At 46.1% G+C, this 21,727-nt stretch carries 24 protein-coding genes and 2 pseudogenes; 13 read left to right on the top strand and 13 right to left on the bottom strand.

The features are described 5' to 3' along the window. The first annotated feature begins 2 nt into the window (after positions 1 to 2). The gene (locus tag IEW88_RS17065; protein WP_053423157.1) at positions 3 to 803 is read left to right on the top strand and encodes an ion transporter; all 801 of its coding nucleotides are present in this window, start codon (positions 3 to 5) and stop codon (positions 801 to 803) included. A 12-nt stretch (positions 804 to 815) separates the two neighbouring features. On the opposite strand, the gene IEW88_RS17060 is transcribed toward IEW88_RS17065, so the two are convergent. From IEW88_RS17060 to IEW88_RS17050, 3 genes are all read right to left on the bottom strand, one after another. After that, the gene (locus IEW88_RS17060; RefSeq protein ID WP_147905100.1) at positions 816 to 1,409 is read right to left on the bottom strand and encodes an HAD family hydrolase; all 594 of its coding nucleotides are present in this window, start codon (positions 1,407 to 1,409) and stop codon (positions 816 to 818) included. Beyond that, the gene (locus IEW88_RS17055; RefSeq protein WP_147905101.1) at positions 1,402 to 2,874 is read right to left on the bottom strand and encodes a high affinity choline transporter 1; all 1,473 of its coding nucleotides are present in this window, start codon (positions 2,872 to 2,874) and stop codon (positions 1,402 to 1,404) included. Before IEW88_RS17055 ends, IEW88_RS17060 begins: the two co-directional genes overlap by 8 nt. Positions 2,875 to 2,981: 107 nt before the next feature. Then, on the bottom strand, positions 2,982 to 3,893 hold the full coding sequence (locus tag IEW88_RS17050) for a LysR family transcriptional regulator (protein ID WP_147905102.1): 912 nt from the start codon (positions 3,891 to 3,893) through the stop codon (positions 2,982 to 2,984). A 179-nt stretch (positions 3,894 to 4,072) separates the two neighbouring features. Between IEW88_RS17050 and IEW88_RS17045 the strand changes: the two genes are divergently transcribed. Both IEW88_RS17045 and IEW88_RS17040 read left to right on the top strand, forming a co-directional pair. Next, on the top strand, positions 4,073 to 4,519 hold the full coding sequence (locus IEW88_RS17045; RefSeq protein ID WP_147905103.1) for a DoxX family protein: 447 nt from the start codon (positions 4,073 to 4,075) through the stop codon (positions 4,517 to 4,519). Positions 4,520 to 4,855: 336 nt separating this feature from the next. Continuing rightward, entirely contained in the window at positions 4,856 to 5,548 is a 693-nt protein-coding gene (locus IEW88_RS17040) for a pirin family protein (protein ID WP_147905104.1), read from the top strand. Between the two features lie 113 nt (positions 5,549 to 5,661). Here the strand turns inward: IEW88_RS17040 and IEW88_RS18915 are convergent. Together IEW88_RS18915 and IEW88_RS18910 are read right to left on the bottom strand one after the other, a co-directional pair. Continuing rightward, positions 5,662 to 5,919: pseudogene (locus tag IEW88_RS18915) on the bottom strand (methyl-accepting chemotaxis protein); the annotation flags it as partial. Between the two features lie 351 nt (positions 5,920 to 6,270). Next, positions 6,271 to 7,365 (bottom strand): annotated as a pseudogene (locus IEW88_RS18910) (PAS domain-containing protein); the annotation flags it as partial. Between the two features lie 195 nt (positions 7,366 to 7,560). Here IEW88_RS18910 and IEW88_RS17020 point away from each other — a divergent pair. Further along, complete coding sequence (locus tag IEW88_RS17020; protein ID WP_229670588.1) at positions 7,561 to 8,454, top strand: DMT family transporter; 894 nt, start codon at positions 7,561 to 7,563, stop codon at positions 8,452 to 8,454. A 1-nt stretch (position 8,455) separates the two neighbouring features. Here IEW88_RS17020 and IEW88_RS17015 read toward each other — a convergent pair whose 3' ends face one another. Then, complete coding sequence (locus IEW88_RS17015; protein WP_147905105.1) at positions 8,456 to 8,842, bottom strand: hypothetical protein; 387 nt, start codon at positions 8,840 to 8,842, stop codon at positions 8,456 to 8,458. Between the two features lie 3 nt (positions 8,843 to 8,845). Continuing rightward, on the bottom strand, positions 8,846 to 9,448 hold the full coding sequence (locus IEW88_RS17010; protein WP_147905106.1) for a DUF2799 domain-containing protein: 603 nt from the start codon (positions 9,446 to 9,448) through the stop codon (positions 8,846 to 8,848). A gap of 124 nt (positions 9,449 to 9,572) precedes the next feature. On the opposite strand from IEW88_RS17010, the gene IEW88_RS17005 reads away from it, so the two are divergent. Beyond that, positions 9,573 to 10,220 carry an acyl carrier protein phosphodiesterase gene (locus tag IEW88_RS17005; RefSeq protein ID WP_147905107.1) on the top strand — a complete coding sequence of 216 codons (648 nt, stop codon included), beginning with the start codon at positions 9,573 to 9,575 and terminating at the stop codon, positions 10,218 to 10,220. On the opposite strand, the gene sixA is transcribed toward IEW88_RS17005, so the two are convergent. Beyond that, on the bottom strand, positions 10,178 to 10,648 hold the full coding sequence (gene sixA / locus IEW88_RS17000; protein WP_147905108.1) for a phosphohistidine phosphatase SixA: 471 nt from the start codon (positions 10,646 to 10,648) through the stop codon (positions 10,178 to 10,180). The two genes, IEW88_RS17005 and sixA, sit on opposite strands and share 43 nt — an antisense overlap. Positions 10,649 to 10,881: 233 nt before the next feature. Here sixA and IEW88_RS16995 point away from each other — a divergent pair, with 233 nt between their 5' ends. The 6 genes from IEW88_RS16995 (at position 10,882) to IEW88_RS16970 (ending at position 14,839) form a co-directional block, all read left to right on the top strand. After that, positions 10,882 to 11,274, top strand: coding sequence for a ribonuclease E inhibitor RraB (locus IEW88_RS16995; RefSeq protein WP_147905109.1), 393 nt, complete (start codon positions 10,882 to 10,884; stop codon positions 11,272 to 11,274). Positions 11,275 to 11,305: 31 nt separating this feature from the next. Further along, positions 11,306 to 12,007 carry a YebC/PmpR family DNA-binding transcriptional regulator gene (locus IEW88_RS16990; protein WP_008900266.1) on the top strand — a complete coding sequence of 234 codons (702 nt, stop codon included), beginning with the start codon at positions 11,306 to 11,308 and terminating at the stop codon, positions 12,005 to 12,007. A 72-nt stretch (positions 12,008 to 12,079) separates the two neighbouring features. After that, positions 12,080 to 12,589, top strand: coding sequence for an inosine/xanthosine triphosphatase (gene yjjX / locus IEW88_RS16985; protein ID WP_147905110.1), 510 nt, complete (start codon positions 12,080 to 12,082; stop codon positions 12,587 to 12,589). A 65-nt stretch (positions 12,590 to 12,654) separates the two neighbouring features. Then, positions 12,655 to 13,203, top strand: a complete 549-nt coding sequence (locus IEW88_RS16980; RefSeq protein WP_147905111.1) for an NADPH-dependent FMN reductase — start codon at positions 12,655 to 12,657, stop codon at positions 13,201 to 13,203. A 179-nt stretch (positions 13,204 to 13,382) separates the two neighbouring features. Further along, entirely contained in the window at positions 13,383 to 14,369 is a 987-nt protein-coding gene (locus IEW88_RS16975; RefSeq protein WP_229670586.1) for a GGDEF domain-containing protein, read from the top strand. 71 nt (positions 14,370 to 14,440) lie between these two features. Beyond that, entirely contained in the window at positions 14,441 to 14,839 is a 399-nt protein-coding gene (locus IEW88_RS16970) for a hypothetical protein (protein ID WP_053423171.1), read from the top strand. A 3-nt stretch (positions 14,840 to 14,842) separates the two neighbouring features. Here the strand turns inward: IEW88_RS16970 and IEW88_RS16965 are convergent, their stop codons facing one another. The 3 genes from IEW88_RS16965 to ahpC form a co-directional block, all read right to left on the bottom strand. Next, positions 14,843 to 15,448 carry an excalibur calcium-binding domain-containing protein gene (locus tag IEW88_RS16965; RefSeq protein WP_147905113.1) on the bottom strand — a complete coding sequence of 202 codons (606 nt, stop codon included), beginning with the start codon at positions 15,446 to 15,448 and terminating at the stop codon, positions 14,843 to 14,845. 119 nt (positions 15,449 to 15,567) lie between these two features. Beyond that, positions 15,568 to 17,112 carry an alkyl hydroperoxide reductase subunit F gene (ahpF, locus tag IEW88_RS16960; RefSeq protein ID WP_053423173.1) on the bottom strand — a complete coding sequence of 515 codons (1,545 nt, stop codon included), beginning with the start codon at positions 17,110 to 17,112 and terminating at the stop codon, positions 15,568 to 15,570. Between the two features lie 290 nt (positions 17,113 to 17,402). Beyond that, on the bottom strand, positions 17,403 to 17,969 hold the full coding sequence (gene ahpC, locus IEW88_RS16955; RefSeq protein WP_053423174.1) for an alkyl hydroperoxide reductase subunit C: 567 nt from the start codon (positions 17,967 to 17,969) through the stop codon (positions 17,403 to 17,405). 286 nt (positions 17,970 to 18,255) lie between these two features. Between ahpC and IEW88_RS16950 the strand changes: the two genes are divergently transcribed. Together IEW88_RS16950 and IEW88_RS16945 are read left to right on the top strand one after the other, a co-directional pair. Beyond that, positions 18,256 to 18,870 (top strand): lytic transglycosylase domain-containing protein, encoded by a 615-nt coding sequence (locus tag IEW88_RS16950; protein ID WP_229670584.1) that lies wholly within the window; start codon positions 18,256 to 18,258, stop codon positions 18,868 to 18,870. A 145-nt stretch (positions 18,871 to 19,015) separates the two neighbouring features. Then, complete coding sequence (locus IEW88_RS16945; RefSeq protein WP_147905114.1) at positions 19,016 to 19,780, top strand: DUF4097 family beta strand repeat-containing protein; 765 nt, start codon at positions 19,016 to 19,018, stop codon at positions 19,778 to 19,780. Between the two features lie 22 nt (positions 19,781 to 19,802). On the opposite strand, the gene IEW88_RS16940 is transcribed toward IEW88_RS16945, so the two are convergent. Both IEW88_RS16940 and IEW88_RS16935 read right to left on the bottom strand, forming a co-directional pair. After that, the gene (locus tag IEW88_RS16940; protein WP_147905115.1) at positions 19,803 to 20,417 is read right to left on the bottom strand and encodes a DUF2238 domain-containing protein; all 615 of its coding nucleotides are present in this window, start codon (positions 20,415 to 20,417) and stop codon (positions 19,803 to 19,805) included. A 387-nt stretch (positions 20,418 to 20,804) separates the two neighbouring features. After that, positions 20,805 to 21,692, bottom strand: a complete 888-nt coding sequence (locus IEW88_RS16935) for a tRNA/rRNA methyltransferase (protein ID WP_147905116.1) — start codon at positions 21,690 to 21,692, stop codon at positions 20,805 to 20,807. Between the last annotated feature and the right edge of the window lie 35 nt (positions 21,693 to 21,727).

The raw sequence follows: 21,727 nt of genomic DNA, 5'->3' as shown, positions 1-21,727 counted from the left end.
TTATGCAGGATCAAAGTCTGTTACACAAACTCCGCTCCCGTCTGGCGCATCAGCTCGACCCCGTGCTGTATTCAGGCAATGGTATGTCACCGCTGAACATAGCTATCGCGATTGTCATACTGGCAGGTATTTTTCTGGCCATTATTCAGACAGAGCCCAGTATTCGTCAGGGGCATGAGCAGTGGTTTCGAGTGACAGAGCTGGCTTTGGGCTCGCTGTTTTTACTGGAGTATCTGGCAAGGCTCTGGACTTGCGTTGAAAATGACTCTGTGAAAAATCGCTGGCAACATTTCTTTTCTTTTTTTGCTCTGGCCGACTTACTGGCGATTTTTGTCGCCTTTTCGCTTTATCTGGGCAATGGTGGCGTGATTTTACGTCTGGTGTTATTAATACGGGTCGTTCGTTTAGCTCGATTGGGCCGGTTCTCCACTGCGCTGGAATGTATAGCTGAAGCAGTGCGCAGCCGCACCTATGAGCTTTTAGTCAGTGCTATTTTTGGCGTCATTATCCTGCTCTTTGCCGCCACTTGTCTGTATTTAGTGGAAGGCGATATTCAACCCGAAGCTTTTGGTTCTATCCCACGCGCCACCTGGTGGGCTGTCGCCACCTTAACGACCGTAGGTTATGGCGATGTCTACCCCATCACAGTGCTTGGCCGAATTCTGGCAGGTATTACCGCTGTCACTGGTATTTGTATGATTGCAGTGCCAACAGGCATTTTGGCATCGGCTTTTAGTGACGCTATTAAAGAAGCCAAAGAAAAACACCGCCGCCTGCCAAAGATGCTGGATAAGGATCTTTAACTAAGTAGTGACTTAGTTTTGCAAATGCACTAACAACTCCAGCAAGTCATCGACCACTAAATCAGCTTGCTCCGCATAAATATGGTTATCACCGTAGCGGTATAAACAACAATAAGAGCCGGCATTACGAGCGGTTTGAATATCAAACAGATAATCGCCGACATACAGGATTTCATCCGGCATCACGCCCAAACGTTCGGCAATCAGCCATAACCCTTCAGGCTGAGGTTTAGCAGGTGCATCATCGCGGGTCAGAACCAACTCAATAGGTATATCCAGCGCCTGCATACAAAGTTCTGTGGCCTGACGCATATTGCGCGTCAAAATAGCCATGGGTATTTGTCTGTGCTTCAGCTGCTTTAGCAACAGATCTGCATTGGGCATCCAACTGGCGTTACGCGCGCCTTCGAGCTCAAAGTCGACAATAATTTGCGCGGCCTGCTGTTTCTCAATAGCGCAACTTAGAGTAGCTAAATGCTCCAGGATCAAAGTGTGCTCAGGCCAGCCTAGACGACGACGCAGCTCAGTAAAATCAAGCTGCGAATCGACTAGGGTTCCATCTAAATCAAAAACAACGGCTTTAATTTGCTGCAGAAATTCAGCCATGCTCTGACCCTGTATGTGCCATTTCACCCCGGTGTAATTTGTCATGTACAGCGTGATCGTGCTCCAGATACTGAGGCATCAAAGAGCCAATCAACATACCGGCAATACTGGCCAGCAATCCGGCAAACTGGGCTGGCACATAAGGATCTTCAGGGCCAAGGAAAATAATACCCAGCCAGGTGCTGACACCAAAAGCTATAGCCATTAAAGCGCCCTGATTGGTGGCTTTGCGCCAATACACACCAAAAGCCAGCGGCACAAAAGCGGCAACTAAAGTCACCTGATAGGCATCTTCCACCATGCCAAAAATGGTGGATTCACTATTGAGTGCATAAGCCAGAGTACAAGCAGCAAACACCAGGGTCACAGCCTGCATCAGTCGCAGCAACTGTTTATCCTGCATCGGGGGTAACAATGGTTTAAGAATATTTTCAGCAAAAGACACCGAAGGCGCCAACAAGGTGGCTGAAGCACAACCTTTAATGGCAGATAACAAAGCACCAAAAAAGATCACCTGAGCAATCAATGGCATATGCTGCAATACCAATTGCGGCAGAATCAGTTGTGAGTCAGACGCCATCAGATTTTTCACCATATCCGGCGCCACTATAGTGGCGGCATAACCAATAAACAGTGGAATAAAAGCAAACAGGAAATACAAAGAGCCACCGAGAATAGAACCCCAAACTGCAATTTTCTCCGACTTAGCAGACTGCACCCGCTGGAACACATCCTGCTGTGGCATAGAGCCTAACATCATGGTGCAGGCAGCAGCCATAAACGCAATAATGGCTTTTAAATCAGCTTCCGGCCAAAACTCCAGTTTGCCCGCTGCTGCCGCGTGGTCTACCACCACGGACACACCGCCAACCATATCCGACACTTCACCGCCTATGTATAAAAGCCCCAGCACTATGACTATCATCTGCACCAGGTCGGTAATAGCCACAGCCCACATACCGCCAAACAGTGTGTAAATCAGAATACTGCCAGCTCCAATCCACATACCGGCTGTCATGCTGATAGCACCGTCCGAGACCACATTAAACACCAGACCTAAAGCCGTTAACTGAGCGCCAACCCAACCTAAGTAAGACAAAACAATAGCTAAAGTCGTCAGCACCTCCACTGAACGGCCATAACGTCTTTTATAAAAGTCACCAATAGTCAGCAGTTTCATCCGGTACAAAGGGGCGGCAAAAAACACCCCAACCAGAATTAAACAAAGTGCAGCACCAAAAGGGTCGGCCACTATGTCACGTAAACTGCCATCAATGAAAGTAGCAGGAATACCGAGCACAGCTTCGCTGCCAAACCAGGTGGCAAAGACTGTGGCTGTCACCATATAAAAAGGCAGATGCCGGCCTGCGACAGCGAAATCGCGGGTGTTTTTAACTCTCAATGCAGCCCAGAGCCCCAACGCAACAGAAAATACCCAATAACAAATCACTAAGGTTAATAACATAAGCTGCTGACCCTTTTAATCAGGCGGTAAAATTGGCGCTACTTTAACCAATCAATGTATTGAAATACAGCAAAAATATACCGTTTGGATTGAAGTTTTTTCACTCTTTACCCCGTCCAGACCGGTGCCCATGGGTACTGACTAAAAGCTTCACTAAACCATTGCAGCGCCTTACCCTGGCCTTGTTTTTGCCAGGCCAGATACAGCATGGCTTTTTCGCGTGGAATGCTGGTTTTTTTGGCTATTAATAAGCCTCTGGCCAGCTCGTCTCTGATCAAATGTTTAGGTAAAAAACCAACCCCTAAGCCCTGCACCTGCGCGGCAATTTTGGCCTGCATAGAGCTGACCCTAAGCACTCTGCGGGTAGTAAATAAACCTGAGCTGCGTTTAGGTGCATCTAGAGCTGAGTCTGAAACGACAATAGCCGTTTCCTGCTCTACATCGGCTAAATCAATCTGTCGGTTGATATTGGCCAGTTCATGCAAAGGCGATAACGCAAAGACAAACTCAACCTCGCCTATAGGCACCAGCTCATATTTACCTTTGGGCATATCGGCCGACACCCCCACTGCCATTTGTGCGCGACCAGTTTCCAATGCTTCCCAGCCTCCACCCAATACCTCTTCACGGATACTGACTTCGGTCATTTTGCCAAGCAGCATAAATTCATTAATCAAACTCAGCACAGGTGGATAAGGCACTATGCTGTCTTTGGCGATAACAAACTGGGTCTCCCAGCCGGTATCGACTTGCTTAATCGCATCCTGTAACCGACTGGCTGCCTGTAATAGCTCTCGCCCTTGCTGCAACAATAGCTGTCCTGCCGGAGTCAGTTGAGCTTTTTGCTTGGAACGATCAAACAGCTGTACATCCAGATCAGACTCCAGCTTCGCTATGGTATAGCTTAAAGCAGACGGTACTTTGTATAAATGTTCAGCCGCCGCAGCAAAACTGCCCTTGCGGTCAATTGCGTCCATGGCGCGTAAAGCGTCCAGCGTCAAAATAGGATGATTAGCCATAAAAACCTTAAAGTGGATCCTTCACAGATTCATATTCAAATATTTTGAACATTCAACTCAGTTTATTCTGCTTTTTTAAAAATGCAAGCCAATCTAAAGTACACACATCGGAACTGACAAGCGGTTTAAAGCAGTCTGACAACCCTAATTAACGGTCAATTTATTTAAAGGTGAATAGTATGAACAAAGCAACTTTACAACAAATTTTTAGTACAAACGCAGGTTTTGGCGCTTTAGCTTTACGAGTACCAGTCGGTATTATTTTTGCTGCACACGGTGCTCAGAAATTATTTGGCTGGTTTGGCGGCTACGGTTTAGAAGGCACTGGCGGCTGGATGGAAAGTATAGGCCTGGCACCAGGTGTACTGATGGCGTTTTTAGCAGGCGCGGCTGAGTTTTTTGGTGGTCTGGCATTGGTGTTTGGTGTGTTAACCCGCCCTGCCGCTGTGACTTTAATTATCGCCATGTTAGTGGCTATCTTTAAAGTGCACTTCGCCAATGGCCTCTTTATGAGCAATAACGGTTACGAATTTGGTTTAGCTCTGTTAGCCGCCAGCGTCTCTCTGCTGTTCAGCGGTGCGGGCAAAGCCTCCATCGACGCCATTATCGCGAAGAAACTGAACTAATAATCCACTCAAAGAGACTCTCTCTGCCACAGAGAGAGTCTTGCCCAAAGTAGCCTACCGGGCTGCAGCTTCAAGAACGAGGGATATAGCCCAAAGTAATTGGAGTTGCAGCACGGCGACAAGCAATTGAGACCCCATGAGCATAGTTCACTATGTGATTGGGGCGAATGAGCGCAGAAAACAAAGCTGCAGCTTCAAGAACGAGGGATGTAGCCCAAAGTAATTGGAGTTGCAGCACGGCGACAAGCAATTGAGACCCCATGAGCATAGTTCACTATGTGATTGGGGCGAATGAGCGCAGACAACAAAGCTGCAGCTTCAAGAACGAGGGATATCATGATTGAATTAAGACTTTCTGCCGATCGCGGTATAGCCAGTTTCGGCTGGTTAAAAAGCAAACACAGCTTCTCTTTTGGCCGTTATTACGACCCAGCTCATATGGGATTCTCAGCCTTAAGAGTGATTAATGATGACGAAGTTGATGCAGCTGCAGGCTTTGATACCCATGGCCATCAGGACATGGAAATCATTAGCTATGTACTGGAAGGACAAATTGCTCATAAAGATTCAGCCGGTAATGTCAAAACTTTACCCGCAGGTGAATTCCAATTGATGAGCGCAGGCAAAGGCATTTACCACAGCGAATTTAACGCCAGTGATAAAGACAACTTAAAGTTTTTGCAGATCTGGATCCAGCCAAACCAATTTGGTGGTGTACCAGGTTATCAGCAAAAAGACTTTAAAGCTGAACCAGGCTTAACTTTGGTGATATCGCCGGACGGCCGCGACGGTACGCTTCAAATCAAGCAGGATGCCTATTTATCACAGCTTTTGCTAAGTGAGCATGATGTGATTGAATTACCTGTGACTGCCAAACGTAACTTTTACCTGCATTTAATTACTGGGGAATTAGAGTTAAACGGCACTCCAATGCAACCTGGTGATGGCGCAAAGATCAGTCAACAGACTGAACTGAAAGCTCTGGCAACCCAAGGTCCAGTCAAAGCCTTGTGGTTTGATTTGCCTTAACAATCGAAAGGGAGCATGTTGCTCCCTTTGTTTCGTTATCCAGCCATAAATAGAAGACTCAGGACTTAAGCTCTTTTATTCAGTTTATTTAAGGTTTCAGACAAACTAGTGAGTAACGACTGATTTTTACCTACCACTGAATTTATTTCACTGGCCGAAGCACTAGCTTTAGATGCCAGACTCCTGACTTCATCAGCAACCACAGAAAATCCCCGCCCAGCCTCACCTGCCCTGGCGGCCTCTATAGCGGCGTTCAGCGCCAGTAAGTTGGTCTGATCGGCAATGGAATTAATCGAAGACACCATATTGTTGATACTTTGGCCAGAGTTCACCAGTTCAGACATCACAGAATCACTGGTTTGTACCACCTGTAACCGCTCCGAAATATCAGCACCAAACATGATAATTTTCTGCAACTCGCCCTGTGTATCTCTGACAGCACAAAAAGTAGCGGCGATGCCTAATTGTCTGCCATTGCACTCTATATGAATATCAGAAATTACACTCTGTCCGGCCAGTACCTTGGCGGCCTGCTCCTGAGTCAAAAAACTACGCCAGTCTGCAACCAGACGGCTGAATTGTTCGTTGTTTAACTTAAATTGCCGCTGCGGGTAATCATTGATCTCCATCAGTTGCCCGGCATTATTCCACTCCAACATCAGATTCGACTGACTAATCGCCAAAAATCGGGTTTGATATTCCAAAGCTGAAGATTTTACTTTGCTGATATCTGCCAGAATAGCAATGTAATGACTGTGCTGACCCTGTTCATCGTAGACAGGGTTACTGGTCACGGAGATCCATAATGAAGAACCGTCTTTACGATGAATTTCAATTTCATCATAAAAAGCCCGTGGAGCATTTAACTCCGCTTCAATCCGCTCTTTAGTCACAGGATCTGTTTTGGGTCCAACCAAAAACTCTCTGGCAATATGACCCAGTACTTCCTGTTGGTTGTAGCCCGTCATCTGACTAAAGCCTTTATTTACATACTGGATCCGTCTGTCAGCACCGGATATCAGCACCGCATTGTCCGTCTCATTGGCGACCATAGAAAGCAGCCGAAACTCTTTTTTCTGTTCGATTTCACGACTGATATCACTGGCAAACTTGACGATTTTCAGTACTTTACCATCAGGTCCTTTGATCGGATTGTAGGTAGCATGGATCCAGACTTCTTTGCCACTTTTGGTGAATCTTTTGTATTCAGCCGTCTGATACTGCCCCTCTTTTAAACGTCGCCAAAAGTCACTGTAACGGCTTGAAGCAGCCTCTTGTGGATCAACAAAAATACGATGATGCTGCCCTGTCACCTCTTTCAGGCTGTAGCCCATCAAACTCAGAAAATTAGGGTTAGCAAACAGAATTTTGCCATCCAGATCAAATTCAATCACCGCCTGGGCTCTGTGAATGGCCTGCAACTGCGACTCAAAATTGGCCTGTTTGGCAACCTGCTCTGTCACATCGGATGCAAACTTAATCACCTTATGCACTTTGCCATTTTTGACAATAGGCGTGTAAGAAGCACGGATCCAAACTTCTCTGCCACTTTTAGCAATACGTTTAAATTCAGCAGTTTGAGATTTACCTTCACGTAAATCTGCCCAAAACTGCTGATAAGCCGCAGAATTAGCAGTACCAGGCTCCACAAAAATACTGTGATGCTTGCCTTGCACTTCATGCAACTGGTAGCCCATCAGATCTAAAAAGTTACTGTTGGCATGCTCAATCCGTCCATCCAGCGAAAACTGGATCACAGCCTGGGTTGCATTAATGGCATTTAGGATGTTGTCTGAATTAGAATTAAAACCAAACATAACCACACTCCATATCCCTGAATCTAATTTGAATTAGTGCTGAATTAACTATAGGCAGGTGATTGATTTAGTACAGAAAAAAGCGAATCATTTTTGTAGAGGGCAGAAATACACAACTTTTTTCGGCAAGGCATAAAGCGGTCTGAACAGTCTCACTTGAATTGTTTGCTGCGGCTGGCTACAGTGGCGCCCCTGATGACCCATTTGTGGTTTGCTACCTGCATGAACTTCTCGTCTTACCGCTATTTTTATATGGCCGCTTTAGCTGCCATGATGATGGGTACTATTGGTGTCATAGCGCGCTACAGTGAAGTAGCTCCTGCCAGTCTGACCTTTTACCGCCTGGGTTTAGGTGCGTTTATCCTGGCTCTCTATCTTGCGCTGACAGGCCAGCTCAGGTTCATCATAGCCAGACCACCACTGCTGGTGTTGCTCAACGGTGTGTTACTGGCCAGTTTTATTTTGTGTTTTTTATCTGCTATTCAGACTATTTCTCTGACCTTAGCTATTTTGCTGGTGTATCTGGCCCCGGCGCTTTCGGCCATCATCGCTCATTTTTTGTTTGCAGAGCGCCTGACTAGCCGTACTTTTCTGTTGATCCTACTGGCATTCTTTGGCTTTGCTATGTTACAGGAATTTCAGATCGACAGTCGCATTGAGCAGCAACAAGGCCTGTGGTACGCGCTGGCGTCTTTGATTACCTACACAGCTTTTATTTTGCTCAACAAAAAAGTGCCAGACACAGTGCCTCTGTATCACAAAAGTTTTTATCAGCTGTTGGTGGGCTCTTGTTGCGTACTGCCTTTCATGGTCAATCAACCCTGGCCTGAAGCGCAACAATGGATCTGGTTAGTGATTGCAGGTTTATTTCCCGGATTTTTAGCCTTGATCTGTGCTTTGCAGGCTATTGAGCACTTACCTACCCGGGTCTTTGGCACTCTGGCTTATCTGGAGCCTGTAGTCGTGATTACTGCTGCCTGGTTGCTCTTTGCTGAACCCATGTCGTGGTTACAATGGTTAGGTGCTCTGGTGATCCTAAGTTCCGGCGTCGCTCAGGCGTGGCTGACTCAGGATACTGAAATTAAATAAGTTATTCGGCAACTTCTAAAGAGAGCCTGTTGCGCAGTGTTACTGTCTCCCCTGGACTGAACAGGTTGGTGTTGTGTAAATACAATTCCACTCTGATGCCGGGGGTGATACGCAGAGGCCGCTTCAATATATAACGCTTAGAGCAAGGTAAACTCAGCAGTAATTCTTGCTGCAGTCTGAGCTCTAACTGGCATTTCACGCCTTCAGGTATCACGCCTGTCATACTATAAGCAACAAGGTCGGCCTGCTTTACGGGCCATGGCGGCTCATGTGGCAGACGACTTTGTTGCCCTGCAATCAGCAGCTTTTCGCTGGTCCAAAGTAAATCCATAGGCGCAGCCTGTGTGAATAACGACACAAAGCACAACAAGCTACAGATAGATTTCATGGCTTAGCCGCCTTGTTGGATCAAACTGAACTGGAGTTCAGCTTGCTTTAAATCGCGTTGCAGCTGACCTTGCATTTGATTTAACTGACGCAACTCCTGCTGTAAATTGCGGTTTTCATCCAGGAGCTTTTGTTTCTGTTGTTTGTCTTTGAGCACGCTCAGCTCTTCCGAGTTATCGTCAATACGTTGTTCTAGCTGATCAATAGTGTCAGCATTTTGCTGCAAGGTTTTTTGTAAGTTCAATAAAGCAGATTCAGCCTGATACCATTGGCGGCCGCGGTCATAACCTAAACGAAACTGAGGCTCCAATGCGCCGGCACAGACTTTGTTATAGCTTCCCCCACTTTGGCCTAACTCACGACCCTCATCATAAGTGCAATACAACAATACCCCTTCGGCATGACCTTGTTGATAAGCCTGGAAATCAGAACTCAGCCCATGTTCAGCGCACTCTTTCTGATAGCTGCGAAATTTACTGCTGGCAATGCCTTGCTGGCCATCCGTTTTGCCAATGGCAAACCAGTCACCAACCTGACATTCCTGTGGACTGATGCTGCTACATCCAGTAAGCGCCAGTAGAGCAATCAACAAAACCCCTTGTTTCATCGGACCTATTCCTTTGTGATACTTTTCATGTAAAGACACCTACTTATAACGGATCAGCGCAGCAAATACATCTTTTTTGCCTTAGACTAAAGGCAGTTTTTATGAATTGAAATGCTGTAGCCTCATGAATTATCTGGCCCATTTGCTGTTAGCACAACCCACATCCCATTCCCGCATTGGCAATTTATTGGGCGACTTTTTCTACGGTACCAGATTAGAGCTTTTAAGCCCTGCGATGGCCGCAGGTTTGTATAATCACAGAGCCGTGGATTGGTTTACCGATCGCCATCCAGAGGTCAGAGCGGCCCGCTTACTGTTTAGCCCACAGATGCGGCGTTTTGCACCTATAGCTCTGGATATGCTGTTTGATTTTTGTCTGATCAAACACTGGAGGCGCTTTTATGATTCAGATTTTACAGACTATAAACATCAGTTGTACTTTAACCTGCAGCATGACTTACCACAGATGCCTGAGACAATGGCCAGAACCTTCAAAGCCGTGACTGAACAAGATTGGTTTGGCAACTACGCACAACTTGAAGGGATACAGCATGCTCTGCGGCGCATGGCGTCAGGTGGCCGCTTCACTGCGCGTTATGCTGCAATAGCGGATGAACTACCGCAGCTTCAGGCCTCAACAGAACAGGTATTTTTGAGTTTTTTTCCTCAGCTACAACAATTTATTCAACAAGCTGCGATAGAACAGCATCCACTTTTGGCCTTGGAGCGTTACAACAAAGCCACGGGCAGAGACCAGAGTAATACAGCTTGATCTGGTGTCAGTTCAAGGGCTGTGATGGACGCCTTTTTAATAAAAAAATGTTCGGCCTCGCTATTGAGCAGCAAGGCCAGCAAAGTTGAAATATCGGGCTCATGACCGATACAACAGACAGACTCTACCCCCTGTTTGAGCAGATCAATCAGCGCCTTGTGCTGTATTTCAGGCAAAGTATCAATAATCAACCAGGCCTGCTTTTGAGGCTCTGGCCAGTGTGTATGTTGATGCAATACTACTGCAGTTTGTTCAGCCCGCACCAAAGGACTGGTCAGTAGCAGCTGCGGTGCTTGTAGCTGCCGTTTACAAAAATCTGCCAACTTCAGTGTTTGTTTAATCCCTTTTTCCACCAAATGACGACTGGGATCGGGCACTCCCAAAGTTCGGTCCTGCGCTGTGGCATGGCGCACTAAATACACTAGCATCAGAGAAGGCTTCGCTTCGATCGCAAAAAATGCACATTCAACACAAGACAAATATTTTTCATCGGCACCCACTCTCTGATTGTATGAAGCCTGAGTCTGCAACTATCCATGATAGGGGTCAAGTTCGACACCAGATTGCGATACACAGACAGCCGAAAATATTGCTATAATCCGGCCACTTGCCGCACTGGGCCTACCGGGTCGGCCTATTAACCTGATGTGGAGAGCGGACCATGCAATTTCCTGATGACGGCAATGGCGATATGCTGCGTGCCTTAATGGACGCCGGAATAGATTTAAGCCAGCCTCTGGCCATTGATTTTTATCTGGTATTTAAAACCAAAGAGCACGCAGAAAAAGCCATGGCGGCTTTAGTAGCCTCAGAGCTGCAAGGCGAAGTGGAATTACATTTCAACGACCTGGAACAGTGGGAGCTGATTGTCAGTCAGACCATGGTACCAGAACATGCAGCAGTCACAGCACGTGAGGCTGAACTGGATAAGTTCGCCAAGAAATTTGGCGGCCACAATGATGGCTGGGGCGTGATGCAACATCAGGACGGCGATGACGATTTTGATGATGAACACGGCGAACATTGTGACCATGATTGTGGTCACCAGCATTAATTTTTACTGATACAGATACGAGAGAGAAGCAATGGGCGCTCAATGGAAAGTTAAACATAAAGCAGATGCCTCGGCTGCCAAAGGCCGTATTTTTACTAAATTAGCCAAAGAAATCATGGTTGCAGCGCGTAATGGCGCCGACCCTGATATGAACTCTAAATTACGTGTAGCGGTAGAAGCTGCGAAAAAAGCCTCGATGCCACGTGAAACTTTAGAGCGCGCTATCAAAAAAGGTGCTGGTTTACTGGACGGCCCTGCTAACTATGAAACTGTGGTTTATGAGGGGTTTGCGCCACATCAGGTGCCTGTGATTGTTGAATGTTTAACAGACAACAAAAACCGCTCGGCTCAAAGTATCCGTGTGTTGTTCCGTAAAGGTCAGTTGGGTGGTTCAGGTTCAGTGTCCTGGGACTTCAAATACTTAGGTGAAATTGTGGCTCACGCCGTAACACCAGATGCCGATCTGGAAGTTGCGGCTATTGAAGCCGGTGCACAGGACTTTGAGGAAGGTGAAGAAGGCGACAGCGTGTTCCTGACTGAACCCACCGATCTGGATGCCGTCAGCAAAGCGTTGCCTGCTTTTGGTTTTAACGTCACCTCAGCCAAGTTAGTGTATCGTCCAAATAACCCTGTGACTCTGGATGACGCCGCCCGTGCTGAAGTGGAAGCCTTTTTGGAAGCCATTGACGCCGACGATGACGTACAACACGTATACGTCGGTTTAGCAGGTTAATACTGCGGACTGAACATAAGGCGGCTCTGGCCGCCTTTGTTGTATCTGAGCTTTTGATAAGCAGGTGTGCTGATGTTAGTGATCAAAGTAGCTTCCGCCAATCCGGCAAAAATCAAAGCTGTTGCTTCTGCTTTTGCTGAGGTGTTCCCAGCTGAAACTCTGGATGTGCAAGGCATAGCGGTAGCCAGTGGTGTCGCCAATCAGCCAATGAGCAGCGATGAAACCTTACTGGGCGCCATGAATCGTGTGGCTGAATTGGCAAGCGTCAAGGCAGATTACCGTGTTGCGATAGAAGCGGGTTTAGATGGTGATTTTACCTTCGCCTGGATGGTGGTTGAACATCAGGGAAAAATAGGCAAGGCACGCTCTGCCAGTTTAATGTTGCCGCCAGCAGCCTTGTTGCAACTCAAAGCAGGCAAAGAGCTGGGTGAGGTGATGGATGCCATGTTTAATCAGAACAATATCAAACAAAAAGGTGGCGCCATAGCCCTCTTGACTCAAAACAGATTAAGCCGCAGTTCTGTCTATCATCAAGCCTTAATTCTGGCGATGATCCCATTTTTAAATTCAGATTTGTTTTAAATCAGGTTGTCATACCACGGATTCAGCCTTAGTGTAGAGTAGAACTTCACATCAAGGAGAATCCAATGTCCGGACTCAAAGTACTGGCTCTGTGCGGCAGCTTAAGAGCGAAATCTACCAACAAAGCTTTAGTTGAGTATGCAATAGCTCATGCACCAAAGGGCATGCAGATTGAACTGGCTGATTTAACGGATGTACCTTTTTATAACTCAGACATCGCCACTAAACCTGTCGCCGTAGAACAGCTGCTGGCTCAGTGTGCACAGGCAGATGCTTTTTTGCTGGCCTGTCCTGAATACAATTACTCTATTGCGCCCGCGCTGAAAAACGCACTGGACTGGGCATCGCGTGAACCCAACAACGCCTTAATGGCTGGTAAAGTGGCAGCTATTATGGGATCAGGCGGAGGTATGGGCACTTCAAGAGCTCAGTACCATTTACGCCAGGTTTGTGTGTTTTTGGACTTACATTTAGTGAATAAACCGGAAGTCTTCTGTAATGCCTTTGCCAATACTTTCGATGCAGACAACACACTGACAGATGAACGTATTCAAAGCTTAATAGTGCAGCAATTGGACGCTTTGCAGCAGTTGGCATTACGTTTTAAAAACTAACAGTGCTGAACTTTACAATACAAAAAAAGCAGATAAAACAATAAGGTTGTTTTCATCTGCTTTCTTTGTCAGAGTAAGGAGCAAACGAATAAACAGATTTTATATCCAGGCCATCCAACGATATGGAACACCAGAGGTAGCTCTTGTTACAACGCCTAAAGCATGATTTCCATCTTTTCATGATTACGCTGGTGGGTCTGATCGCCAGCTGTACGCTATTGCCTTATGCGTTATACCGTATGGCTACAGAAGACTATCTGGTTGGCATGGTAGATATACTGATGATTACCGTCAGTACAGTTTCGGTCTGGATGGCGTGGCGCTCCGGAGAGACGGAAAAGCCAGGCTTTTTGATGGCCGCCGTATTCTGTTTCGGAGCAGTGCTTGTTTGTATGAAACTGGGACAGGATGTGCTGTTCTGGATCTATCCTCTGATGGTATTTATCTTCTTTTTAGTGGCGCCTATCAAAGCCTTATTGCTGTTATTGTTGATGGTCTGCGCTATTGTATCGCTGCATTTTTCTGAACACTCCGCTATTTTTAGTACTAACTTTCAGTTGTTGGCTTTTATCACTACCACCTTAATCACCAGTATTTTTGCGTATATTTTTGCTTACCGCACCCATCTGCAGCGTCAGGAATTAAGGCGTTTGGCTACTACAGATCCGCTGACAGGAGCGGCCACCCGGCATTCTCTGACCGACGAGTTAACCTATGCCATCCAGCTGTTTCAACAAAAAGGCGTAGTCAGCGGTTTAATGCTACTGGATTTAGACCACTTCAAACGTATCAATGACAATTTTGGTCATCATGCTGGCGATCAAATTTTAAGTCAGCTGGTACCGTTGTTGAAACAAATGATCCGTCAGCAGGACTCTGTATTTCGTTATGGCGGTGAAGAGTTTGTCTTACTGATCAAAGAAATCCAGCTGGCCGATTTACATCGTTTGGCCGAAAAAATCCGCCATGCCATTTGGCATCAGTTGACTCTGCCAGATGGTTCAGCGCTGACCACGTCTATAGGTATAGCGACTGTACAACATGCCAGTGACTGGGAAAGCTGGTTACAAAACGCTGATGTGGCTTTGTATCAGGCTAAACACAATGGCCGTAATCAGGTGGTTATTGCTACAGGTTCAACAGAACAAGCCATAGCAACACCTTAGACTTAAGTCGAAGCGCCATTTCATCAACAATACTTTAAGCTGATATTCTTTGTTTTGCCCAGGTGTGATCTATGTTGCCTTTTATCATCAGCCGCTTTTTCGCTATTCAGATCCTGATTTTATTGGTTCTGGCTTTAGCCAACTATTTTTCAGCCATTAAATTAGGTTTTGTGCAGGACGTATTATTACTGCCGGCACTGACAGTGTTTCTGGTGTATCAGTACAGTAAAAAACAAAGTGCAGTACTGACAACAGAGCAAAGTCAAAAGGTGATTTATGCGCTAATCCTAAGCGATGCGTTGATACAGGCAGTGCTAACGTTCAGCAGCCCTGCCGGCATAATCGCTGTTCAGCATTTCACCGACGCTGCTTTAACTTACGCCGCCGTGATGGTGTTCCATAGCCTGATGATTTATTTTGCGGTGGGCTACGGCAAAAGCTTATTTGACAAACGCCAGGCTATAAGCTGAGACCTAAAAACGACTGCGACCACAATGCTGTTGCTCACACGGAATGCCGTCGCGATCCCCATCAATCATTACATCAGGGCAATTTTTTAAATAAAATTCGGCCTCTTCGCAAGACTGCATTTCAGTGCAATACTGCTTACCTTCGCATTGAAACTGAGTAAGGCTCTGAGTTTGTATCGGTGGCCAGACCGGACTGTCGGATAAAACTGTAGCTTTTTGTTCTTTTGCACTCTCATCCGTCCCTGTCATAGCTGGCAAAGAGGCCTGCGCACTGAACAAATACACAGATTGATAACCCAGCCATGCCAAAATAGACAAGCTGACCAAGCCAGACAACAGGCGTTGAAATGGCAAAGACGAAAGCCTTGGTTTTTTCAAGTCTGGAGCAGGCACAAAATGCTGGCCGGCTTTATAGGCTCCTACTGCTATGAGCTGTCCTGCTGAGTCGACTTCGATCTGAAAAAAAATGCTGTCACCGTTTTGCAGCTGCTCTGGTTTCTTTCGAAAACCACTGCTGCAGATACTGATATCTGGCCCTGCTTTATCGCGTTGAATCAAACCACGGCCTTGAGTGGGATTCCAATCTTTGAGTCTTCCCTGATGTAACATATCAACGTCCTGTTGTTGCTATTTCAAAAACAGCTTCATTTAACCTAAATCGCTTTTATTTTACAAGCATAAAAAAAGACCACGTCGATAGAAGTGGTCTTTTCAAACAGTATAAGCAATTAGTTACGGATCAGGTAATCAAAGGCACCTAAAGCCGCTGTTGCACCACTGCCCATCGCAATAATGATTTGCTTATAGGGTGTATTAGTTGCGTCGCCTGCTGCAAACACACCTTTTAATGAGGTCTGGCCATGGCTGTCGACAATAATTTCACCGCGTGGCGTTAATTCCACAGCACCACGTAACCATTCGGTATTTGGCACTAAACCAATTTGTACAAAGATACCGGCCAGTTCCACAGTTTTGCTTTCGCCATTGGTACGGTCTGTGTACTGCAAGCCAACAACACGCTGACCATCACCCAGCACTTCTGTGGTTTGTGCTTGCGTGATAATAGTGATGTTGCCCATAGACTCTGCTTTTTTGATCAGTACTGCATCTGCACGCAGCTTGCTGTCAAACTCCAGCACTGTCACATGCTGAACAATACCAGCTAAGTCGATCGCAGCTTCAATACCTGAGTTACCACCACCTATGACTGCAACTTTTTTACCTTTGAATAAAGGACCATCACAGTGCGGACAATAGGCTACGCCTTTACCACGGTATTCTTTTTCACCTGGCACATTCATCTCTCTCCAACGAGCCCCAGGAGATAGAACTATGCTTTTACTTTTCAGCACGGCGCCATTTTCAAGCGTGATTTCAAATAATTCGTCTTTGCCCAGCTTCACGGCCTTCTGACTATTCATAATGTCTACTTCGTAATGACGAACGTGAGACTCTAAATTAGCCACCAATTTTGGACCTTCAGTTTCTTTGACAGAAATAAAGTTCTCGATACCTACGGTATCAGCCACCTGGCCGCCAAAACGCTCAGCGACAATACCAGTGTTTAAGCCTTTACGGGCTGCATAAATAGCAGCTGCAGAACCAGCAGGACCACCACCCACAATCAGCATGTCGAAGTTGTCTTTGGTCTTCAATGCTTCAGCCTGACGAGCCGCAGCGCCGCTGTCGACTTTGTTCAGAATGTTGGTCAGGGTTATAGCACCCTGAGAGAACTGCTGACCATTTAAATACACTGTTGGTACGGCCATGATATTACGTTTGCTGACTTCATCAGGGAACACAGCACCGTCAATCATGGTGGTTTTAATAGCAGGGTTTACTGCCGCCATTAAATTCAGCGCCTGCACAACTTCAGGACAAGTCTGACAGCTTAACGACACAAAAATTTCAAAGTTAAACTCACCCTGCAGTGCAGCAATTTGCTCCAGCACAGCAGCTTCTTCTTTAATGGTGTGGCCGCCTGAATGCAATAAAGCCAACACCAGTGAGGTAAACTCGTGGCCCATGGGCACACCAGCAAACCGAATTTCAGTATTTTTAACAGTAGAGCGTACAAGCATAGATGGCTTTAATACGGCTGTGTCTGTCTCATCTTTTAGATGGATCAGCGAACTTAAACTGGCGATATCTTCAGCCAAACTTTTCAACTCGGCTGCTTTATCGCTGCCGTCTAACGCAACTACCAGCTCCACCGGGCTTTTCAGGTTTTGCAAATAGGTTTTTAACTGGTTCTTTAAATTGGTATCTAACATATTTGGCCCCTTTCTTATAGCCACAGTCACGGCCACCTTGAGGTGGATTGCCACTGCCCTTTTGGACAAAGCTTCGCCGTACCAGTACATACTGGTGAGCAAAACTCACAAATTTACTTGGATTAGGGGCTGAGAACTCAGCCCCTTTTTCCCATCGTATTTGAAGCCGCAGTGTTGTTGACTGCTTTCACTCACCCCAATCACATAGGACTACTATGCTCATGGGGTCTCGTTCTTTTGTCGCCTAACTGCAACATCAACTACTTTGGGATCTGATGAATGAATCAGACTTAGATTTTACCTACCAGGTCTAAAGATGGAGCTAAAGTCGCTTCACCTGGAGTCCATTTAGCCGGACATACTTCACCGTCGTGGTTTGCAACGTATTGTGCAGCCTGAACTTTACGGAACAGTTCTGCAGCGCTACGGCCGATACCTAAGTCGTGAATTTCAGCAACTTTGATTTCGCCTTGTGGGTTGATCACGAAAGTACCACGTAAAGCTAAACCTTCTTCCTCGATCATCACACCGAAGTTACGAGTGATAGTACCTGTTGGGTCACCGATCATTGGGTAGTTGATTTTCTTGATAGTTTCAGAAGCATCGTGCCACGCTTTGTGAGTGAAATGCGTGTCAGTAGATACTGAATACACTTCAACACCGATTTCCTGGAACTTAGCGTAGAAATCAGCTAAATCACCTAATTCAGTTGGGCAAACGAAAGTGAAGTCAGCTGGGTAGAACACTACTACTGACCATTTGCCTAACAGATCCTGTTCAGTAACTGGAACAAATTTACCGTGATGGAAGGCTGTCGCTTTAAATGGCTTGATGGTGCTGTTGATAATTGAAGACATTGTCTTACTCCATGTTGGTTGATTACTAAAAATGAACTCGCTTCGATGGAACAAAGAATAACTGTTCCACACGATTAGAGATAACGAATTAAATCTATAAACCTAATCTGTTTTTATGATTGCAAAACTCAGATGCTTATCTGTTTTTTCACTTTAATCTACAGTGCCTGTATGACAATAAGAAAAACATCAGGTTCTGAGCTGCAGACCTTCTTTGCTGATAGAGAACACAAAAGTGCAAAGAATGACTATGCTGAATAAGCTGATATCTAAGTGGGGGCATAAATTGAAACTTCAAGCAGCTAAAGCCCTGACCTTGAGTGTTTTTTTGATGCTGCCCCCTGCTGTTGTAGCTGAAAATCCGCCGGTACACCGTTACCGGCAAGCCAATGGGATTATCGCGTTTTCCGACCGTGCTCCGAAAAACAGGCCTTATCAGCTGCTTCGTTTTGATTGTTTCGCCTGTAGTGTGCAAAGCGCAGTGCTCTGGCACAACACTCCTTTGTTTCTGCAGAAATATCAGCAGGAAATAACCAGTGCAGCAAAGCAACATCAGCTGGATCCAGCTTTATTAAGGGCTGTGATCCACGCTGAATCTGCCTTTGATGCCAAAGCATTATCTAAAAGTGGCGCTGCCGGCTTAATGCAACTGATGCCTGAGACGGCTACTGACCTTGGTGTCACAAATGTCTGGCACCAGCAGCAAAATATTCAAGGTGGTGCTGCTTACCTTTCTTCTTTACTCAAACGTTACAAAGGCAACATCAAGCTGGCAATGGCGGCGTACAATGCTGGGCCTGGTGCTGTGGATAAACATCAAGGCATTCCTCCTTATACAGAAACTCAACTCTACGTAGAAAGAGTTGTATTACTCTGGTCACGATATCAAAAAGCTATATAAAACGACTGAAACATTTAAAAGCAAAGAGTAACAATTTATAAGCATATGTTTTTAAACATCTTTTACAGGTTCCATTCTTTTGCAATTCCCAAATACCAGGGGCACACTAATAGTAGTTTTAAGGATGTTTTTTTAAGGATTTGTGATGAAACAATTAATAGCAGTTTGTATGCCCGTGTTTTTGCTCAGTGCTTGTGTGATCCACGTAGGCCACAGTGCTGCCGCTGAAGATCTAAAACACCAAAAACGTCAGTTGCAACTCAATGCCGCTGGTTTAACGGAATTAAAAGCTGAAACTGAAGCAGGTGATTTGAAAATCATGGGAGTCCAGGGCCTCAGTCAAATCGAAGTAACTGCGGATTTATATGCCAGCGAAGACAGACCCTTTACTTTATCTCTGGAAAAGCAAGGCTCCGCGGCTGTACTTAAAGCTGTTGGAGGCCCTTGTGTTGGGATCTGTACTGGCTCTTCAGCTTATGCAGATCTGGTGGTTCGGGTTCCGGCAGAACTGGCTTTGACTCTGGAAGAGGGTTCAGGTGATATTGATATTCAGGGCTTGAACGCAGATCTGATGATTGAAGACGGCTCAGGCAATTTAACAGTGCAAGGTGGCCGTCATCTGGTACTGGAAGATGGTTCTGGCAATGTGAGTCTGACCCAGCTAAGTGGCAATCTGAAGGTTGAAGATGGCTCTGGTGATCTGTTCATCCGGCAAGTGTCTGGTACTGTGCAGGTCGAAGACGGCTCCGGTGATATCGATATCCAGCAAGTCACAGGGATGGTGAGTGTTAGCGATGGTTCAGGCGATATCCATGTGCAACAAACTGGGGGTTTTACCTTACTGGACGACGGTTCGGGTGAGCTGAAAATTGACCAGATCAATGGCCCTGTCAGCCTGAATAAAGATTAAACACAGAGTATCAGGGCAGAGCCTAGCTCTGCCCCTTTTCGGTCCGTAACTGCCGCAATTGTTTATCATGCAAAGCTTTGAGGCTAAACCAGCCAATCAGAGCGCCAGTCAAAGCCCAGGCCATATCGGACTGCGTATCCCAGACATAACCCTGAGTCCCTAAAAATGCTGCCGCATCTTCGCCTGACAACAAAGCCACCCACCACTCTATCAATTCATAAAAAGCACTGAAGGCTAAACAAAAACAGACGCTGAAAAAACATTGCCAGCTTTGACCAAAAATTAAAGCTCTGCGCAAAATAATTTCACGGCAAATAATCACAGGGATAAAACCCTGCGCAAAATGCCCGACTTTGTCATAGTTATTGCGCTCACCGCCTGTCCAGTCCCGGATCCAGTCAAACAGTGGTACTTCAGCATAAGTGTAATGCCCGCCCACCATTAAAATAATGCAGTGCAGCAAAATCAAGCTGTACAACAAAGATGTTAGAGGAAAACGGTTTTTGGTCAGAGCCAGTACAACCAGACCAATCAAGGCAGGTAACACTTCCAGAAACCAGGTAAATTGGTCTTTAGGTTCAATACCAGACCATATCAATACAGCAAAAAATACAACTAACCACGCGCTTTGTTTCATCCTGCTTTCACCTTTCCCAATTCGTTACCACCATATAACCCAGTGACCTCAAAACGCGCAAGGCCAGACGGGTGCAACACCCAGCAGCTCTGTAATGACCTTCTATCCCCTAAAATCGCCGCTTATCACTTTTTCGAAAACAATAACCAATAGTGAAAGCACAATGGTCTCTGGATTTCAACGGACACAAAGATGATGGACAACAACAAACAAAGCGTCACCGGATTTTTACTTAGTTTTATTTGCCTTAGCTTGATCCTGGCGGCAGGCCCCTATTTAACCCTAAAAACAGCCCCTGCCCTGGGTTCTTTATTAAGATTAATACTCTGAATCCATATTTAGCCCCCAACCAGATGTACCTATCATTGCTCAGACTTACTGACTGATTTACTGCTGCTGACGGTACCATTCGCCCAGAATCAGGCTGGCAGCCACACTCACATTTAACGATTCCACTTTGCCAGTGCCTGGAATTTGCAGCGCAATATCAGCAGATTTAGCCACAGACTGAGATACACCAAACATTTCCTCACCAAACACAATGACGACTTTGGCTGGCAACTGGCTGCTGTACAGCGAGACGCCACCATGGCTTGACGTGGTCACCAGGGTATAACCTGCTTGTTTGCACAACTGCAATGCCAAAGGCAGGTTGTCACAACTTAACCCCTCTACAAACTCAACACCACCTTCAGCAGTGCGGGCAGCAGCACCCTGCGCCAGTAATTCAGGGTCTTTCATTACGATGCCACTGATACCAAAGTGAGCGCAGCTGCGGGCTATAGCTCCTAAATTATGCGGATTACCGACACCATCTAAGGCCAACAAACAATCCTGCTTTTTACGACCGTTTTGAGTTAAATAAGTCGCCAGTGACATCACTGCTTTACGTTTGACCAGTAGTACCACACCACCGTGATGCTGACTGCCTGCAACTTTTTCAAGCTCAGCTTCAGACACCACATGGTAGGCTTTTTTATTAGCCGCCAGATATTTCATCAAATCTGCAAATTTAGGCGCCATTTGCTCGCTTAAATACAAACGCACTAAAGCTTGCGGGCGCTGCACAAAGGCGACACGACAGGCATTTTCACCATAAATTTTGGCTTCTTCCTGACGGTTCTGTTTAAACACTTTGGCAGACACAGCTTTAGGCGCCGCAGTTTTTGCTTCAGCTGTTTTACCTGACGCTGGTTTTACCTTAGTCCAGGGTTTTTGCAGCTCTGAACCAGGCTGATTTTTTTTATGCTGTGGTGCTGGGGTTTTGCGATTCAAGGGAGATCCTGTAGCTGCGGTGTCGCGAATAGAGA

Origin of the sequence: Rheinheimera tangshanensis (assembly GCF_014645135.1) — a bacterium.
GTDB classification, from domain to species: Bacteria; Pseudomonadota; Gammaproteobacteria; order Enterobacterales; family Alteromonadaceae; genus Pararheinheimera; species Pararheinheimera tangshanensis.
The sequence above is the reverse complement of the archived record's forward strand: the minus strand, read 5'-3'. Positions and strand labels throughout refer to the sequence as shown.

What these genes read in the sequence shown, in the direction of transcription:
- ahpF (WP_053423173.1), bottom strand. Translation starts at nt 17,112, where the DNA reads ATGTTAGATACCAATTTAAAGAACCAGTTAAAAACCTATTTGCAAAAC.
- IEW88_RS17055 (WP_147905101.1), bottom strand. Translation starts at nt 2,874, where the DNA reads ATGTTATTAACCTTAGTGATTTGTTATTGGGTATTTTCTGTTGCGTTG.
- IEW88_RS17050 (WP_147905102.1), bottom strand. Translation starts at nt 3,893, where the DNA reads ATGGCTAATCATCCTATTTTGACGCTGGACGCTTTACGCGCCATGGAC.
- IEW88_RS17040 (WP_147905104.1), top strand. Translation starts at nt 4,856, where the DNA reads ATGATTGAATTAAGACTTTCTGCCGATCGCGGTATAGCCAGTTTCGGC.
- sixA (WP_147905108.1), bottom strand. Translation starts at nt 10,648, where the DNA reads ATGCTAGTGTATTTAGTGCGCCATGCCACAGCGCAGGACCGAACTTTG.
- ahpC (WP_053423174.1), bottom strand. Translation starts at nt 17,969, where the DNA reads ATGTCTTCAATTATCAACAGCACCATCAAGCCATTTAAAGCGACAGCC.
- IEW88_RS17005 (WP_147905107.1), top strand. Translation starts at nt 9,573, where the DNA reads ATGAATTATCTGGCCCATTTGCTGTTAGCACAACCCACATCCCATTCC.
- IEW88_RS16940 (WP_147905115.1), bottom strand. Translation starts at nt 20,417, where the DNA reads ATGAAACAAAGCGCGTGGTTAGTTGTATTTTTTGCTGTATTGATATGG.
- yjjX (WP_147905110.1), top strand. Translation starts at nt 12,080, where the DNA reads ATGTTAGTGATCAAAGTAGCTTCCGCCAATCCGGCAAAAATCAAAGCT.
- IEW88_RS16965 (WP_147905113.1), bottom strand. Translation starts at nt 15,448, where the DNA reads ATGTTACATCAGGGAAGACTCAAAGATTGGAATCCCACTCAAGGCCGT.
- IEW88_RS16980 (WP_147905111.1), top strand. Translation starts at nt 12,655, where the DNA reads ATGTCCGGACTCAAAGTACTGGCTCTGTGCGGCAGCTTAAGAGCGAAA.
- IEW88_RS16970 (WP_053423171.1), top strand. Translation starts at nt 14,441, where the DNA reads ATGTTGCCTTTTATCATCAGCCGCTTTTTCGCTATTCAGATCCTGATT.
- IEW88_RS16990 (WP_008900266.1), top strand. Translation starts at nt 11,306, where the DNA reads ATGGGCGCTCAATGGAAAGTTAAACATAAAGCAGATGCCTCGGCTGCC.
- IEW88_RS16975 (WP_229670586.1), top strand. Translation starts at nt 13,383, where the DNA reads ATGATTACGCTGGTGGGTCTGATCGCCAGCTGTACGCTATTGCCTTAT.
- IEW88_RS17010 (WP_147905106.1), bottom strand. Translation starts at nt 9,448, where the DNA reads ATGAAACAAGGGGTTTTGTTGATTGCTCTACTGGCGCTTACTGGATGT.
- IEW88_RS17020 (WP_229670588.1), top strand. Translation starts at nt 7,561, where the DNA reads ATGACCCATTTGTGGTTTGCTACCTGCATGAACTTCTCGTCTTACCGC.
- IEW88_RS17045 (WP_147905103.1), top strand. Translation starts at nt 4,073, where the DNA reads ATGAACAAAGCAACTTTACAACAAATTTTTAGTACAAACGCAGGTTTT.
- IEW88_RS16995 (WP_147905109.1), top strand. Translation starts at nt 10,882, where the DNA reads ATGCAATTTCCTGATGACGGCAATGGCGATATGCTGCGTGCCTTAATG.
- IEW88_RS16945 (WP_147905114.1), top strand. Translation starts at nt 19,016, where the DNA reads ATGAAACAATTAATAGCAGTTTGTATGCCCGTGTTTTTGCTCAGTGCT.
- IEW88_RS17060 (WP_147905100.1), bottom strand. Translation starts at nt 1,409, where the DNA reads ATGGCTGAATTTCTGCAGCAAATTAAAGCCGTTGTTTTTGATTTAGAT.
- IEW88_RS17015 (WP_147905105.1), bottom strand. Translation starts at nt 8,842, where the DNA reads ATGAAATCTATCTGTAGCTTGTTGTGCTTTGTGTCGTTATTCACACAG.
- IEW88_RS17065 (WP_053423157.1), top strand. Translation starts at nt 3, where the DNA reads ATGCAGGATCAAAGTCTGTTACACAAACTCCGCTCCCGTCTGGCGCAT.